Here is a 16,169-nt window from a genome sequence, read left to right on the forward strand (position 1 = left end):
CTTTCCATGACGATGTCCCGCTCGCACAAGCAGCCCAACAAGACGAGCCTGCCCATGCTCGCCGCTACAACGGCAGCGCTGCCAGCGGTCGTATTGTCATCCTTGGCACTTGCCCAGCCCGCCGCCGCTGAGCAGCCCGTCCGTGCCATCCCGGGCACGCTTGTCGCTGCCATGAAAGCCCAGGCAGCAGCGGCATCAGCCGGTACCGTCATTCCCGCGTCATCGGTATCCACTGCCATCCCCACAGCTTTCAAGCCGGCACAGCCCGCGGCGCCTGCCGAATACACCGTTTCCCGCGGCGACACCGTCAGTGCCATTGCGGGCAAATTCGGACTCAGCACAGCGGAAGTACTGAAGCTGAACAACCTGCAGCCGCACACGATCATTTATCCCGGACAGAAGCTGAAGCTTTCAGGTTCGGCTGCGGCCCCCGCAGCACCCTCCGCCGCCCCGGCTGCGCCCGCCGCTCCAGCGGGAGCCACCTACACGGTAAAGCCCGGTGACACCCTCGGCGCCATTGCAGCCCGGCACAACGTGGCTCTGGCCGACGTATTCGCGTGGAACAACCTCGGCATGCGCTCCATCATCCACCCGGGGCAGAAGATCAAGGTGGGCGCCGGAGGAGCTGCCCCGGCCCCCGCCCCGGCCCCCCTCGCCTCAACATCCGCACCGGCTGCCCCCGCGCCGGCTTCCGGCTCGTACACAGTCAAAGCCGGAGACACACTGTCCGCAATAGCCACCCGGCACGGGGTCAAGCTTTCCGAACTGCTGTCCGCCAACCGCCTGTCCATGTCCAGCATCATCTACCCCGGCAACAAGCTGGCCATCCCCGGGCCCGGCGGGCAGCCTGCAGCCCCGCAGCCGGCTGCCTCGGTGGCTCCGCTGGTCCCAAGCTCATTCCTGGGATTCAGCTACCCCGCCGCTGTTGTCAGCTCTGCCAACGAGAACAAGGCCCTGCTCAACGCTTCCCCCGTTCCCTCCCGGGCCGAGATGCGGAATATAGTGGCAGATGCTGCGCGCAGGATGGGTGTGGAGCCCTCCCTCGCCCTCGCGTTTGCGCACCAGGAATCCGGGTTCGACCAGCGGGCAGTCTCTCCGGCGAATGCCATCGGGACCATGCAGGTCATCCCCAGCTCCGGCCAGTGGGCCTCGGACCTGGTGGGGCGCAAGCTGAACCTGCTGGATCCGTACGACAATGCCACGGCCGGCGTGGCTATCATCCGCCAGCTGCTGGCAACCAGCAAGGACAGGGACACGGCGATCGCGGGCTACTACCAGGGCCAGTACTCCGTCAGTAAGTACGGCATGTACAACGACACCAAGGCCTACGTCGCCGCCATCAAGGCGCACCAGAAGAACTTCGGCTGAGCTTCTGCCGCCCGCCTGCGCACCATGGGCGGAAAGAAAAGTGACACGGGTCCGGACCAGCAAGGTTCGGGCCCGTTTCGTTGCGGGGCTTAGGATCGAAGGGTGCAGGAACAGATGTCAGACCCACTGGTAGGAACGCTGGTGGACAACCGGTACGCCGTCAGGTCCAAGCTCGCGCGGGGTGGCATGTCCACGGTCTATGTGGCTACGGACCAGCGGCTGGAGCGGGACGTGGCACTGAAGGTGCTGCACCCGCACCTCTCGGCTGACGAAAACTTCCTGGGGAGGCTCGGGCGCGAGGCGAAGGCCGCAGCACGGTTGTCCCATCCTCACGTAGTGGGGGTCCTCGACCAGGGAAACGACGGCCGGACGGCCTACCTGGTGATGGAATACATCAAGGGCCACACGCTTCGCGACCTCATCAACGACAAGGGCGCGTTGCCACCCCGCCTGGCCCTGGCGCTGATCGATCCGGTAGTTGAAGGACTGGGTGCTGCGCACACCGCAGGCTTCATCCATCGCGATGTGAAGCCGGAGAATGTGCTGATCTCTGACGACGGACGGATCAAGATCGGCGATTTCGGCCTGGCACGTGCGGTGACCACCGCCACCAGCACCGGCGCCCTGATCGGAACGGTTGCCTACCTTTCGCCCGAACTCGTCCTGGGAAAACCGGCGGACGCGCGCAGCGACATCTATTCAGTGGGCATCATGCTGTTCGAGATGCTCACCGGACAGCAGCCGTTCGACGGCGACGTTCCCATCCAGGTTGCGTACCAGCACGTTAACGGGACCGTCGGGCCGCCATCGGCCCTGGTTCCGGGACTGGCCGCCGAAGTGGACGAGCTGGTGCAGTGGTGCACGTCGAACGATCCCGAGAACCGGCCAGTTGACGGAAACGCACTGCTCCAGGAATTGCGGCATATCCGTACCCACCTCACTGATGCCGAGCTGGATCTGCACCCGCCCGCAGCTGCAGCCGGCGGCGCTGCCGGCACGTCCCACTACCATGCCCCGTTCCAGGATCATGCCCCGTTCCAGGATGTTCCCCCGCGCCGAAGCCCCGCTGCCTTCGATGACACCGAATATGTTCCCCAACATACGGAGGTCATCGGCCGCACCAACAATCCAACAACGGTCATGCCCTACGGCAAGCCGGCGGCGCCTCCTTATCCACCTTCCCAGGGCGGCTTCACCTCAGCCGTCCGGTCTGCAGGTCCTGGTTCCAGTGTTACCGGGCGCGCTCTCACGCCCACCGGTGATGACTCCGGCCAGACGTGGAGTCCCCCGCCTGCCGTCCTGGGTAAGCGCGCACAGCGCAAGGCGGACAAGGAAGACGAACGGGCGCGGGTCCGCGCTGCCGCCACCCCGGCCCGGACGCTGCATGAAGGTAATCCCCGGCGCCGCGGCATCCTGTGGGTGATCGTCCTTATTCTTGCGGCCCTGCTGGCAACAGGCGCAGGGTGGTTCTTCGGTATGGGCCCAGGCGCCGCTGCCGCCATTCCCTCCGTAGCGAACAAGACAGTGGCACAGGCGCAGCAGCTGCTCGATGAGGCCGGTTTCCGGTCCGTCACCAGCGATGTGTTCGACGATGACGTCCCGTCCGGCCTGGTGGTGGGCAGCGAGCCCGCATCCGGCACCGAAGTCCGCAAGTTCCAGCCCGTGTCCCTTTTTGTGTCCAAGGGTCCCCAGCTTTTTCCTTTGCCGGAGTTGGCCGGCGGCACCCTGGCAGAGGCCAAGAACAGCCTTAACGCTGCTGAGATGGCCCTGGGCACCGTAACGGAACAGTTTGACGAAGAGGCACCTGCCGGCACGGTCCTGTCCCAGGACCCGGCCGCCGGCACAGCCGTCCGGCACGGCACACCCGTCAGCCTGGCAGTGTCCAAGGGCCCGGAGCCCATTCCCGTTCCGTCCGTGGTGGGCCAGGACAGGGATGACGCTGTTGACGCCATCGAGGCCGCCGGCTTCCTGGCGGAGGTGGCACGCGAAGAAGTCTTCAGCAGGGATGTTCCGAAGGGTGCGGTGGCAGGCCAGGCGCCGGCAACCGGGACACTCATCCGTGGCGACACCGTCACGCTGACCATCTCCAAGGGACCCCGGATGGTGGAGGTCCCCAGCTACATCGGCAAACAGGCTGCGGACGCGCGGAAAGCGTTGGAAAGCCTGGGCTTCCAGGTTCGGGTGAACAACATCCTGGGCGGCTTCTTCGGAACGGTCCGGGACCAGGATCCGGTCAACAGGGAGGTTCCCGAAGGCTCGGTGATCACCCTGACAGTGGTGTAAGCGGGCGTCCGCCTACACCACTGCGGGCCTTATTTCCGGGATCAGCGGCGGGCCAGGGCGCCTGCCACCAGGAAGGCCATTTCCAGGGACTGCATGTGGTTCAGCCGGGGGTCGCACACGGACTCGTAGCGGTCCAGGAAGGCGTCCTGGTCAACGGGATCAGCGCCGCCCAGGCACTCGGCAACGTCGTCTCCGGTCATTTCCACGTGCAGCCCGCCCGGTACTGTCCCCAGTGCGTGGTGAACTTCGAAGAAGCCGCGCACTTCGTCGATGACGTCGTCGAAATTGCGCGTCTTGTAGCCGTTGGGCGACGTCACGGTGTTCCCATGCATAGGGTCTGTTACCCACAGCACCTGCGCGCCGGAAGCGGTGACCTTTTCGACGACGGCGGGCAGCTTCTCGCGGATGTTCCCTGCACCCATGCGGGTGATAAAGGTCAACCGGCCGGGCTCCCGCTCCGGGTCCAGCTTGTCGATCAGGCGGAGTGCGTCGTCACCGGTAGTGGAGGGTCCGAGCTTGACGCCAATGGGGTTCCGCACCCGCGACAGGAAGTCGACGTGTGCGTGGTCCAGCTCCCGGGTCCGCTCCCCGATCCAGAGGAAGTGGGCCGAAGTGTCGTACGGGAAGCCGGTGCGCGAATCGATGCGGGTCAGGGCGCGTTCGTAGTCCAGCAGCAGGGCCTCGTGGCTGGCGAAAAATTCAACGCGCTTCAGGGCCTCGAAGTCGGCGCCGCAGGAAGCCATGAACTGGATGGCACGGTCGATGTCACGGGCCAGGGACTCATAGCGTGCATGGGCCGGGTTCTCGGTGAAGCCCTTGTTCCACTGGTGCACGGAGCGCAGGTCCGCGAATCCGCCCTGGGTAAAGGCACGGATCAGGTTCAGTGTTGACGCGGACGTGTGATAGGCACGGAGCATGCGGGCGGCGTCGTGGCCGCGGGACTCGGGAGTGAAGTCGTAACCGTTGACGATGTCGCCGCGGTAGGCAGGCAGGGTGACACCGTCCCGCGTCTCGTCGTTTGACGAGCGGGGCTTGGCGAACTGTCCCGCCATCCGGCCCATCTTGATGACGGGCATTGCAGCACCGTAGGTGAGCACCACGGCCATCTGGAGGATGGTCTTGACGCGGGCGCTGATCTTGTCCGCCGTGGCGGCCTCGAAGGTCTCGGCACAGTCACCGCCCTGCAGCAGGAAGGCCTTGCCCTGGGCAGCGGCGGCCAGCCGCTCGCGCAGGATGTCCACCTCACCGGCGAACACCAGCGGAGGAAGAACAGAAAGCTCCTTCACCGATGCATCAAACACGTCCCGGTCCTGCCAGCTTGGCTGCTGGGAGATGGGGAGGTCCCGCCAGTCATCAAGTCCGGGATAGTCGGCTGCTCCGCTCTGGGCGGTGCTGGACAGCGAGAAGGCGGGTTTTGCAGATAGCTCAGTCACTATCTAAGACTAGCGGTCGCGCCGCTCCCGGGGACACCGCACCGTCACGCATCCTGCCTGCCGCGTCATAACCCGTTCAGCCTGCCGCGGCTATCCCGCCGTCGTCCTCCACTTTCGCCGCGGTGCCCTCGCGCCCGCCCGATCCTGCACCGGGCAGCGGATCCTTGGCAGGCCCCTCGTCAGGCACCGGAGACGCTACCGGCCCGGCAGCTTCCGCCGGCACGGCGCCCTTGCCTGCGAGCCGAAGCTTGACCACGGCGGCGTATTCGTCCACGTATTCCTGCCCGGAGAGCCGCATCAGCTCGAACATGATCTGGTCCGTGACCTTCCGTTGGACGTCACGGTCCTCCGCCTGGTCACGGTAGTGGCTGAAGTCCAGCGGCTCGCCAAAAATCATGCCGATCCTCCGGATGTTCGGCATCCGCTTACCGATGGGCTGCACCTTGTCTGTGCCGATCATGGCAACAGGTATCACCGGGACTCCAGCCTGCAGGGCAAGCCTGGCTACGCCCACTTTGCCCCGGTACAGCCTGGCGTCCGGACTCCGCGTGCCCTCAGGATAGATACCCAGCAGTCCGCCATGCGTGAGGACCTCCATGCCGGCAGTCAAGGAGGCGGCAGAGGCAGCTCCCCCGGACCGGTCCATGGGCAACTGGTTGGTCAGGCGAAAAAACAGGGCCGTCAGCCTGCCTTTGATGCCGGTACCGGTGAAGTACTCCGACTTCGCCAGGAACACCACGGGCCTGCGAACCATCAACGGCATAAAGATCGAGTCGGAGAACGAGAGGTGGTTTGAGGCAATAATGGCTGCGCCTTCAGCCGGGATATTGTCCAGGCCCTTCACCCAGGGGCGGAAAAGAAGCTTCAACACAGGACCGAGGAAAATCCGCTTCATGACCCAATAGAACACGTGAGAAACCTCTCCGGAAGGCGGCCTGCAAACCCGGCATCGGGCCCGGCCGGCAGTTCAATGCAACCCTACTCTAGTGAGATTTGTGCGGAACAGTGACACGATGGACGCATGAGCGAAAGCAGCATCCCGTCCCCTCCTGCCGCTTTCAGCTATCCGGGCCACGGGCCGAATGCCAGGATTGGCGTGGCAATCTGCCACGGCTTTACCGGCAGTCCCCTGAGCGTGCTGCCATGGGCGGAGCACCTTGCCTCGCAGGGTTACGCGGTCACTGTTCCCTTGTTGCCCGGTCATGGTACGGACTGGCGGCATCTGGCCAGGACGCGCTGGAGCGACTGGTACCGCACCTTCGAGGACGCCTACCTGGAGCTTGGGAGGAGCACGGAGACGTGCTTTGTGGCAGGCCTCTCAATGGGCGGCGCCATCGCGCTGCTGACAGCGTCCAGGCACAACGTCGCCGGGGTGTCGGTGGTCAATCCTGGCCTGAGCTTCTACGACCGGAGGGTCCGGGTGATTGGCCTGCTGAAGTACTTCCAACAGACAACCCTCCCTCTTGAAGAGGAGCAGGCCACGGCAGCAGTCACCAATGATGGGGATTATTCACGGACTCCCCTCTCGGCTGTGCATGAGCTCAAGAAGCTCTTTGGTGCTGCCGCCCGCGGCCTGACCAAGGTCACGGCACCTGTCCAGGTCTTCAAATCGCGCACCGACTCCGTGGTTCCGCCGACGTCCCTGGCGCTGCTCCGGAAAGGCCTCGGCAGGCACCTCACGGAAGTGGTTGATCTCCACGCCAGCGGACATGTCGCTACGCTGGACGTGGACGCGCCGGAGATCTTTGCGAAGTCCAGTGATTTCTTCCACGCCCTCGCCCGCCAGAACACCGCATTGGAGACTCCATGACCTCCAGCCTGGACCACAGCCCCTTCAGCAGCGGCTGCACCGGCGAAGGAGCCCGCATCGGCGTGGTCCTGTCGCATGGGTTCACCGGCAGTCCGCACGGGCTGCGTGCCTGGGCGCAGGCCCTGGCCGGCGCCGGTTTCGCCGTACGCATGCCGCTGCTGCCCGGACATGGCACCAGCTGGCAGGAACTCGCCCGCACGCGGTGGCAGCAGTGGCACGGTGCCCTGGACGACGCGTACCTGGAACTGGATGCTGACTGCGACTACGTTTTTTCGGCAGGATTGAGCATGGGAGGAGCGCTCGCCCTGCGTATCGCGGCAACCCGGCCTGTGGCCGGGGTGGTCCTGGTGAACCCGGGCCTGGTGATCGACGATCCCCGCGCACCCCTCGCCGGCATCCTGAAGCTGGTGATGAGAAGTACTCCATCAATCGGCAACGACATCCTTAAGGAAGGCATGGTCGAAGGAGCATATCCCCGAACTCCAGTGGCGGCCGCCCATGAACTGAACAAGCTGTTCAAGGACACCATCAGGATCCTGCCAAGGGTGACCGCTCCCGTGCAGGTCTTCCGGTCCACTGTTGACCACGTCGTATCGGACTCCAGCATCCTGGCGCTCCGGCGCGGGCTTACCCACGCACCGCTGGACCTGGTCCCCCTTGAAAACAGCTACCACGTGGCCACCCTGGACAACGACGCCGACCGGATTTTCCATGGCTCCGTGGAATTTATCCACCGCGTGACCTCCGGTATGAGCCCCGAACGCCCAAGGGCCGCAAGTGCGGAACCACACCTGGAGGCTGCGATCCATGAACAGGCCTGACTCCGGCTCGCAGGACCACGGCGCGAACCAGGATGACGCCGTCTGGCTGGACCTGGTCGCCAGACTTGAATCGGATGCGCCCGCTGCCGGCACTGCCGCTGATACCCGACCGGGGACGGGACTGCGCCATGACGCAACGGGATCCGGCGGCCGTCCTCCTGCCTTCCGGGACTTTGATCCCCTTGGCCTTGCCGGGGCTGCACCCGCCGAATTGTCCGCCGCAGAGCGGCAGGCCTCAGCTGGGGCCGCAGCCCCCGAGGCGGGACAAGATGTCCCTGCCGGGCCCCGCGATTATGAGGTGGACCTGGACGACGGCGCGTTCGTACCGGAGGAACCGCCCAGCCTGGCCGGAACGGATCCACTGACCATGCTTGCTTGGCTCGCCGCCGTCGGCGGACCCGTGGCGCTGCTGCTGTCCGTGATGTTCTGGCGCTCCGCGCCCCTGCTGGCCATCGTGGGAATCGTGGCTGTGTTCGTGCTCGGAACTGTCTTCCTGATCATGAAGCTTCCGCAGGAAAAAGACGAGAACGACGACGGCGCGCGCGTTTAGCGCGGCCGCTCCCCCATCAGCTGCGCGTCAGCGGCCAGCGTCCGCCTCGGGCGCGTCGACACCGCGGCGCAGTGACACCGCGTGCGTCGTCATGGTGCTTCGTCAGCGGCGCGCACGGCTGCTGACCCGGGACAGGTCGGCTGCTCCGATAAGTCCGGCATTGGGTCCCAGCGCGGCCAGCTGGATCCCGGCGGCCGGCCTGAAACCGCGGCCGGTCAGGTTGCGTGCGAAGGCCTTGCGGGCAGGCTCCACCAGCAGGTCGCCGGCTGAGCACAGGCCACCGCCGATGACGAAAAGCCCGGGATCCAGCGCCGCTGCCAGGTTGGCCAGCCCCAGTCCCAGCCACTCCCCCACTTCTTCGACCAGCTCCCGCGAGGCTGCGTCACCGGCAAGGGCGAGCTCGGTCACGATGGCACCTGTGATTGCTTCGGTGCGTCCGCCGACGGCTGCAAGGAGGTCCTGCGCCACCGGAGAGTTCGCCCGCGCCAGTATCCGCGCTTCGCGTCCCAGGGCATTCCCGGATGCGTACTGCTCCCAGCAGCCGCGGTTGCCGCATTCGCACCGGTGCCCGCCAGGCATGATGATCTGGTGTCCAAACTCCCCGGCCACGCCAAACCGGCCGCGCTCAACCCTGCCGTCCATCACCATGGCACCTCCTATGCCGGTACCCAGGGTGATACAGACCAGCCGGTCTTCCCCCTGCCCGGCACCAAAGCGCCATTCAGCCCATGCCGCGGCGTCGGCGTCGTTGGCAAGGAGTACCGGCCGGCGGAGGAGCTGCTGCAGGTTTGCCCTCAGGGGCTCGTTGCGCCAGGCGAGGTGCGGGCTGAAAAGCACCGTGCCGCCGTCGAGGTCCATCCACCCGGCCGCGCCAATACCCACGGACCAGATCCGGTGCCCCCTGCCCAGTTCCTCCACGAGCTCGACGATGACCCGCTCCACCGCCCGCGGGTCACTGCCCGGCGTGGCCCGCCGCGCCTCGCTGAGGATGCGGCCGTCTGCATCCACCACTCCGGCAGCCACCTTGGTGCCGCCGATGTCGATGCCGATGGCGAGGCCCTTGCGGCCGAGGCGCAGGTGCTCACGAAAGCCCCCGCCGTCGTGCCGTGTCCTTGCCCGGTGGGAGGTGGGCCGCCGCCTCCACGGCGCAGGTCTGCTCAGGGGCCCGGACTGGTCGCCGGGGGGCGGTACGTACATAATCCCCCATTCTAGGTGCGCCCATTCCACTGCGGCGTACCGAGGCGCGGAGATGCCCCCTGCATGTCGCAGGCCCGTTGACGGCAAAGTTACCGGCCAGTAACTTTAGATACTGCATGGGCCCGCATTCGGCGTACTAGTCTTTAGGCATACCCCTGTGCGGGACCTCGGATATCAAAGGAGCTATAGTGCGCGAATTCAGTGTTCCGCCTCTTGTTGTTGTCCCACCGGAAACCAACATCACCGATCTGGTGCTGCGGCAGGCAGCCAAGGCCAGCAACCCGGCACTCTTTTCGCGCCTCGATGCTTCCGGAACCTGGCAGGATATTTCCGCCACGGATTTCCTCGCCGACGTCAGGGCGCTGGCCAAGGGACTGATGGCCAGCGGTGTAGCCGCCGGTGACCGTGTGGGCATCATGTCCCGGACCCGTTATGAATGGTCCCTGGTGGATTTCGCCATCTGGTTCGCCGGAGCCGTTTCCGTCCCGATCTACGAAACGTCCTCGCCTTCGCAGGTGGCATGGAACCTGGGCGACTCAGGCGCTGTGGCCGCCTTCGGCGAGGCGGCACACCACGAGGACGTCATCCGCCAGGCGGTGACGGCGGAAGCGCTGACGTCGCTCCAGCACGTGTGGCAGCTGGAAGGCAACGGACTTGATGCCCTCCGTGAGGCCGGCCGGGACGTCAGCGACGACGATCTTGAGGCCCGCAGGAAGACCGCCCGGCTGGGCGATACCGCCACCATCATCTATACCTCCGGCACCACCGGCAGGCCCAAGGGCTGCGAACTCACGCACGGAAACTTCGTGGAGCTCTCGGACAATGCGCTGGCCATCATCGGCGAGATCGTCCACGAGGACGCCAAGACGATCATGTTCCTGCCCCTGGCACACGTCTTTGCGCGCTTCATCTCCGTGCTGGCCATGGCGGCCGGCACCACAGTGGCCCACACGCCGGACATCAAGAACCTCCTGGCAGACCTGCAGAGCTATGAGCCCACGTTCATCCTGGCCGTGCCCCGTGTATTCGAAAAGGTGTACAACTCTGCGCTGACCAAGGCGGAGGACGGCGGAAAGGGAGCGATCTTCCACAAGGCGGCCGATACCGCCATCGCCTACTCCAAGGCCCGGCAGGAAGGCCGCGTTGGCCTGGGCCTGAAGCTCCGCCACGCCTTGTTCGACAAACTGGTCTACGGCAAGCTGCGGGCCGCGATGGGCGGCCACGTTGCCCACGCCGTCTCCGGTGGGGGTCCCCTGGGCGAACGGCTGGGGCACTTCTTCCAGGGCATCGGGCTGCAGGTGCTCGAAGGCTACGGCCTCACCGAAACCACCGCCCCCATCTCCGTGAACACGCCGTCGCTGATCAAGATCGGATCCGTTGGAAAGCCGCTGCCCGGCAACTCGGTCAAGATCGCCGAGGACGGGGAAATCCTGGCCAAGGGCGTCTGCGTCATGCGCGGCTACTACCAGCGCCCCGACCTCACCAAGGAGACGTTCGACGACGGCTGGTTCCGCACCGGCGACATCGGCCGCCTGGACGAGGACGGCTTTGTATGGATCACCGGGCGCAAGAAGGAGATCATCGTCACCGCCGGCGGCAAGAATGTCATTCCGGCACTGCTGGAAGACCAGATCCGGGCCGATGCGCTGGTGTCGCAGGTGCTGGTGGTCGGCGACAACCGGCCGTTCATCGGCGCGCTGGTCACCCTGGACCAGGAAGCCCTGCCCGGCTGGCTGCAGCGCCACAACCTCCCCGCGGACACCTCCCTGGACGACGCCGCGCACAACCCCGTGGTCAAGGCGGCCGTCCAGGACCTCATCACAGCGGCCAACGCGTCGGTCTCACAGGCCGAAGCCATTAAGTCCTTCCGGATAGTCCCGGCCGACTTCACGGAAGCATCAGGGCACTTGACGCCCTCCATGAAGGTTAAGCGTGCCCAGGTCATGAAGGACTTCGAGACCGTCATCGAAGAGATGTACTCCGCGCCGCGTTCGTAACAGGCAACACTAAGAGGCAGGGCCCGGTCCGGCAGCGTGCGTAAAAGGGGCCCCGCGCCCCCGCTCGCCGCGAAGCGGCCTCAGCGGGGCGGGGGGAATAGCACGCAGAGGATCGGGCCCTGCCTCAACCACTACCGCAATGCAACGAGAGGGTCCTCCTGGCGGGGGACCCTCTCGTTGTCCTACTCAGCTGCTCTGGCTACTGCTCGACTACCAGCAGGAGATCCCCGCCTTCGACCTGCTCAATCGTTGAGATGGCGAGCCGGGAAACTTTGCCGGCTGCCGGCGTCGTGATGGACGCTTCCATCTTCATTGCCTCGATGGTGGCCACCGTATCGCCGGCCTTGACCTCGTCGCCCTGCTTGACGGTGACGGTCACCGCACCGGCGAACGGCGCCGCGACGTGGCCGGGCTGGGCCGGGTCGGCCTTCTCAGCCGCCTTGACGTTGCTCACCACGGACCGGTCCCGCACTACCACGGGGCGGGACTGGCCGTTGAGGGTGCACATGACGGTCCGCATGCCCTTCTCGTCCGGCTCCGAGACAGCCTCCAGGGAGGCGATCAGCCGAACGCCCTTCTCCAGCTGGATCTCGTGCTCGGCACCGCGCTGCAGCCCGTACAGGTAGTCGCGGGTGTCCAGGACGGAGATGTTGCCGTAGGTTTCGACGCTCTTCAGGTAGTCCTTGGTGGGTCCGTCAAAAAGCAGCCGGTTCAGCGTGTGCTGGCGGGTTTTGGAATCGGCCTTCAGGGCGGCACTGTCCTCGGCGCTGAGCTCCACGTCCCGGACCTTCACGCTGCGGCCCTGCAGGGCCTTGGTGCGGAAGGGCACCGGCCACCCGCCCGGCGGGTCGCCGAGATCGCCGGACAGGAATCCGATGACTGAATCCGGGATGTCGTAGTTCTGCGGGTTCTCTTCGAAGTCGGCGGGGTCCGCGTTCAGGCCCACCAGGTGCAGGGCCAGGTCACCGACAACCTTCGACGACGGCGTGACCTTGACCAGGCGGCCCAGGATCCGGTCCGCAGCGGTGTACATATCCTCGATGGCTTCGAAGCGCTCCCCCAGCCCCAGGGCCATGGCCTGCTGGCGAAGGTTGGAGAGCTGGCCGCCGGGAATCTCGTGCTGGTACACCCGGCCGGTGGGGCCCGGAAGGCCGGACTCGAACGGTGCGTAGACCCGGCGGACTGCTTCCCAGTACGGTTCCAGCGAGCTGACGGCGGCCAGGCTGAGGCCCGTGTCCCGCGGGGTGTGTGCCAGGGCGGCAACCAAGGCCGAGGCGGACGGCTGGCTGGTGGTTCCGGCCAGCGATGCCGAGGCCACGTCCACGGCGTCAACCCCGGCGTCCACGGCAGCCAGCAGCGTGGCCAGCTGGCCGCCCGCAGTGTCGTGGGTGTGCAGGTGCACGGGCAGGTCGAAGCGTTCCCGAAGGGCCGCAACAAGCTTGGCGGCCGCCGCGGGCCGGAGCAGGCCTGCCATGTCCTTGATCGCCAGGATGTGGGCGCCGGCGTCGACGATCTTCCGGGCCAGTTCCAGGTAGTAGTCCAGCGTGTAGAGCTTCTCTTCCGGGTCCAGCATGTCCCCGGTGTAGCACAGGGCCACTTCGGCGACAGCCGTGCCCGTTGCCCGGACAGCCCGGATGGCGGGCGCCATCTGGTTCACATCGTTCAGGGCATCGAAGATCCGGAAGATGTCGATGCCGGTGGCCGCGGCCTCATTGACGAACGCCTCGGTAACCTCCTCGGGGTAGGGCGTGTAGCCCACGGTGTTGCGGCCGCGGAGAAGCATCTGCAGGCACACATTCGGAAGCGCCTGGCGGAGGGCGGCCAGCCGGTCCCAGGGGTCTTCACCCAGGAACCGGAGGGCGACGTCGTAGGTTGCCCCTCCCCAGGCCTCCACGGACAGCAGTTCCGGCATCAGCGCGGTGACGGCGGGACCGGCGGCCACCAGGTCCCTGGTCCGCACCCGGGTTGCCAGGAGGGACTGGTGTGCATCGCGGAACGTGGTGTCCGTGACGGCCACGGCGTTCTGTTCACGAAGCGCCCTGGCGAAGCCCTCCGGTCCCAGCTCGAGCAGCTTCTGGCGGGAGCCCGGTGCAGGCTGCGCGTCCTTCACCGACGGCAGCTTACTGGCCGGGTTGGAGTGCACAGTGAGCTCGCCGTTGGGCTTGTTGACCGTGACTTCGGCCAGCCAGGTGAGGAGCTTGGTGCCGCGATCGGCAGAGACCCGGGCTTTCAGCAGCTGCGGCCGCTCGTCGATAAAGGAGGTGGCGACATCCCCGGCGATGAAGTCGGGATCGTCCAGCACCGCCTGCAGGAAGGAGATGTTGGTGGAGACACCGCGGATACGGAACTCTGCCAGCGCCCGGCGGGCACGGGCGACGGCGGAAGGGTAGTCCCTGCCGCGGCAGGTGAGCTTTACCAGCATGGAGTCGAAGTGCGGGCTGATTTCAGCACCCGAGTACACCGTGCCGCCGTCGAGCCTTACGCCCGCACCGCCGGCGGACCGGTAACCGGTGATCTTTCCAACGTCGGGGCGGAAGCCGTTGGCCGGGTCCTCCGTGGTGATGCGGCTCTGCAGGGCCGCCCCCTTGAGGTGCACAGTCTCCTGCGACAGCCCGAGGTCCGCCAGGGTCTCACCGGAGGCAATCCTCATCTGCGCCTGTACCAGGTCGACGTCCGTGACTTCCTCGGTGACAGTGTGTTCCACCTGGATGCGCGGATTCATCTCAATGAAGACGTGCTGGCCGGCGCGTTCCCCGACGGTGTCCACAAGGAACTCCACTGTGCCGGCGTTGACGTAGTTAAGGGCCTTGGCGAACTTCACGGCGTCCCGGTAGAGAGCCTGCCGGATGCCTTCATCCAGGTTGGGGGCCGGGGCGATTTCGATGACTTTCTGGTGGCGCCGCTGGATGGAGCAGTCCCGTTCGAAGAGGTGCATGACGTTGCCCTCGGCGTCCGCCAGGATCTGGACTTCGATGTGCCGGGGACGGAGGACTGCCTGTTCCAGGAACATGGTGGGATCGCCGAAGGCTGCGTCGGCTTCGCGCATGGCGGCCTGCAGTGCCTCCGGCAGTGCTTCCCGGGTATCCACCCGGCGCATGCCGCGGCCGCCGCCGCCGGCGACGGCCTTGGCGAAGATGGGGAACCCGATCTCGTCGGCAGCCGCAATGAGTTCGTCCAGGTCCTTGGAGGGTGCACTGGATTTCAGGACAGGCACGCCGGCCTCACGGGCGGCTTTGAGGGCTTCCACCTTATTGCCTGCCAGTTCCAGGACCTCGGCGGGCGGACCAACAAAAGTAATACCCGCAGCCTTGGCTGCGCGGGCCAAATCCGGGTTTTCCGAGAGGAACCCGTAGCCCGGGTAGATGGCGTCAGCGCCGGATTCCTTTGCCACCCGCACGACTTCCGCAACGTCGAGGTAAGCCCGGACAGGATGGCCCTCTTCGCCAATCAGGTAGGCCTCGTCCGCTTTTTGGCGGTGGATCGAGTTCCTGTCCTCGTGGGGGAAGACTGCTACGGTCTTTGCGCCCAGCTCGTAGCCGGCGCGGAAGGCCCTGATCGCGATTTCGCCGCGGTTGGCCACCAGAACTTTGGAAAACATACTTCTCCTGCATCGTTGCGGGTGGATCGGTGAGTGGTCACAGTGTCTAGGACCTGCAAGGGCAAACACAAATCTTTGTGGCCACCGTCACAGATTTCTCCGTCATGTCCCGGAGCCTTCTGCCGGCCGGGGCAGCTGCCGCACCACCGGTGCCGTGCCGATGCCCGATAAAGCAGGATTCGCCGACGCATCAACATATGATGAGTAGGGCGGCAGGACCGTCCGGCTTCGGCACTGCCGGAGCAAACATTACCCCCAAACACGGCATCCGGCGTTAGGTTTTGGTCTCTCAAGTGCAAGTAGTCAGCATCAGCAGCCTCAAGGGTGGAGTCGGTAAGACTTCCGTCACCACAGGATTGGCGTCTGCGGCGCTGGCCGCAGGCATCAGCACGCTGGTGGTGGACCTCGATCCCCACGCAGATGCCACCACTGCATTGGGCGTCCAGCCCGGAGACCAGTTGGATATCGGCAGGATGCTCAAGAGCCCCCGGCGCGCAAAACTGGCCGAAAACGTGGTCCGCAGCAGCTGGAGCGCCCGGGCACAGGCCAAGGGCTCAGGCCCTGCCATCCTGGACGTTGCCGTTGGCTCCGCCTACACCGGGATCTATGACCGGCCGGACCTGGGCCGCCGCGACCTGCGCAGGCTCTCCTCGGTGCTTGCCACAGCAGATACTTACCAGCTGGTCCTTGTCGACTGCCCGCCGTCGCTGAACGGCCTCACGCGGATGGCCTGGACCGCCAGCGACAAGGTGGCGCTGGTTGCGGAGCCCGGCCTGTTCTCAGTTGCAGGTACTGAGCGGACCATGCGGGCCATCCAGCTTTTCCGCCGGGAGTTCGCACCCAACCTTTCTCCGGCGGGCATCGTGGCCAACCGGGTGCGCTCCGGGTCCTCCGAGCACACCTACAGGCTCGCTGAAATGGAATCCATGTTCGGAGACCTCCTCCTCAGCCCCCGCATCCCTGAACAGGCCAACTGGCAGCAGATCCAGGGCGCCGCCCACCCGGTCCACCACTGGCCCGGCGATTCAGCCAAGGCCGCTGCTGGACTCTTTGATGACCTGCTGGCAAACCTGATGGCGGTGGGAAGCGGCCTGCGCAGCCGCGCCCGGTAG

Annotated in this window: 11 protein-coding genes; 7 read left to right on the forward strand and 4 right to left on the reverse strand. The window is 65.9% G+C overall.

The genetic code is table 11. The features are described 5' to 3' along the window. Nucleotides 1-6: 6 nt before the first annotated feature. Both CXX84_RS13785 and CXX84_RS13790 read left to right on the forward strand, forming a co-directional pair. Entirely contained in the window at nt 7-1,368 is a 1,362-nt protein-coding gene (locus tag CXX84_RS13785; RefSeq protein WP_102977282.1) for a lytic transglycosylase domain-containing protein, read from the forward strand. Between the two features lie 114 nt (nt 1,369-1,482). Next, nucleotides 1,483-3,651 carry a Stk1 family PASTA domain-containing Ser/Thr kinase gene (locus CXX84_RS13790; protein ID WP_102977283.1) on the forward strand — a complete coding sequence of 723 codons (2,169 nt, stop codon included), beginning with the start codon at nt 1,483-1,485 and terminating at the stop codon, nt 3,649-3,651. 41 nt (nt 3,652-3,692) lie between these two features. On the opposite strand, the gene CXX84_RS13795 is transcribed toward CXX84_RS13790, so the two are convergent. Together CXX84_RS13795 and CXX84_RS13800 are read right to left on the reverse strand one after the other, a co-directional pair. Further along, nucleotides 3,693-5,084: a class II 3-deoxy-7-phosphoheptulonate synthase gene (locus tag CXX84_RS13795; protein ID WP_189337596.1), complete on the reverse strand. Its 1,392-nt coding sequence runs from the start codon at nt 5,082-5,084 to the stop codon at nt 3,693-3,695. A 76-nt stretch (nt 5,085-5,160) separates the two neighbouring features. After that, the gene (locus CXX84_RS13800) at nt 5,161-5,994 is read right to left on the reverse strand and encodes a lysophospholipid acyltransferase family protein (protein ID WP_102977285.1); all 834 of its coding nucleotides are present in this window, start codon (nt 5,992-5,994) and stop codon (nt 5,161-5,163) included. Nucleotides 5,995-6,105: 111 nt separating this feature from the next. On the opposite strand from CXX84_RS13800, the gene CXX84_RS13805 reads away from it, so the two are divergent. Genes CXX84_RS13805 through CXX84_RS13815 form a run of 3 tightly spaced genes read left to right on the forward strand, consistent with a single transcriptional unit; the run spans nt 6,106 to nt 8,265 of the window. Next, nucleotides 6,106-6,894, forward strand: a complete 789-nt coding sequence (locus CXX84_RS13805; RefSeq protein WP_102977286.1) for an alpha/beta hydrolase — start codon at nt 6,106-6,108, stop codon at nt 6,892-6,894. Next, nucleotides 6,891-7,715, forward strand: a complete 825-nt coding sequence (locus CXX84_RS13810) for an alpha/beta hydrolase (protein WP_102977287.1) — start codon at nt 6,891-6,893, stop codon at nt 7,713-7,715. The genes CXX84_RS13805 and CXX84_RS13810 overlap by 4 nt, the downstream gene beginning before the upstream one ends. Continuing rightward, nucleotides 7,702-8,265 (forward strand): hypothetical protein, encoded by a 564-nt coding sequence (locus tag CXX84_RS13815; RefSeq protein ID WP_102977288.1) that lies wholly within the window; start codon nt 7,702-7,704, stop codon nt 8,263-8,265. The genes CXX84_RS13810 and CXX84_RS13815 overlap by 14 nt, the downstream gene beginning before the upstream one ends. 102 nt (nt 8,266-8,367) lie before the next feature. Here the strand turns inward: CXX84_RS13815 and CXX84_RS13820 are convergent, their stop codons facing one another. Next, nucleotides 8,368-9,462 carry an ROK family glucokinase gene (locus CXX84_RS13820; RefSeq protein ID WP_102977289.1) on the reverse strand — a complete coding sequence of 365 codons (1,095 nt, stop codon included), beginning with the start codon at nt 9,460-9,462 and terminating at the stop codon, nt 8,368-8,370. Between the two features lie 188 nt (nt 9,463-9,650). Between CXX84_RS13820 and CXX84_RS13825 the strand changes: the two genes are divergently transcribed. After that, nucleotides 9,651-11,459, forward strand: coding sequence for an AMP-dependent synthetase/ligase (locus CXX84_RS13825; protein WP_102977290.1), 1,809 nt, complete (start codon nt 9,651-9,653; stop codon nt 11,457-11,459). Between the two features lie 199 nt (nt 11,460-11,658). Here CXX84_RS13825 and CXX84_RS13830 read toward each other — a convergent pair whose 3' ends face one another. Next, nucleotides 11,659-15,057: a pyruvate carboxylase gene (locus tag CXX84_RS13830; protein ID WP_102977291.1), complete on the reverse strand. Its 3,399-nt coding sequence runs from the start codon at nt 15,055-15,057 to the stop codon at nt 11,659-11,661. Between the two features lie 293 nt (nt 15,058-15,350). On the opposite strand from CXX84_RS13830, the gene CXX84_RS13835 reads away from it, so the two are divergent. Next, on the forward strand, nt 15,351-16,169 hold the full coding sequence (locus CXX84_RS13835; RefSeq protein WP_102977292.1) for a ParA family protein: 819 nt from the start codon (nt 15,351-15,353) through the stop codon (nt 16,167-16,169).

Source organism: Arthrobacter sp. AFG7.2, from assembly GCF_002892835.1.
Taxonomy (GTDB): domain Bacteria; phylum Actinomycetota; class Actinomycetes; order Actinomycetales; family Micrococcaceae; genus Arthrobacter.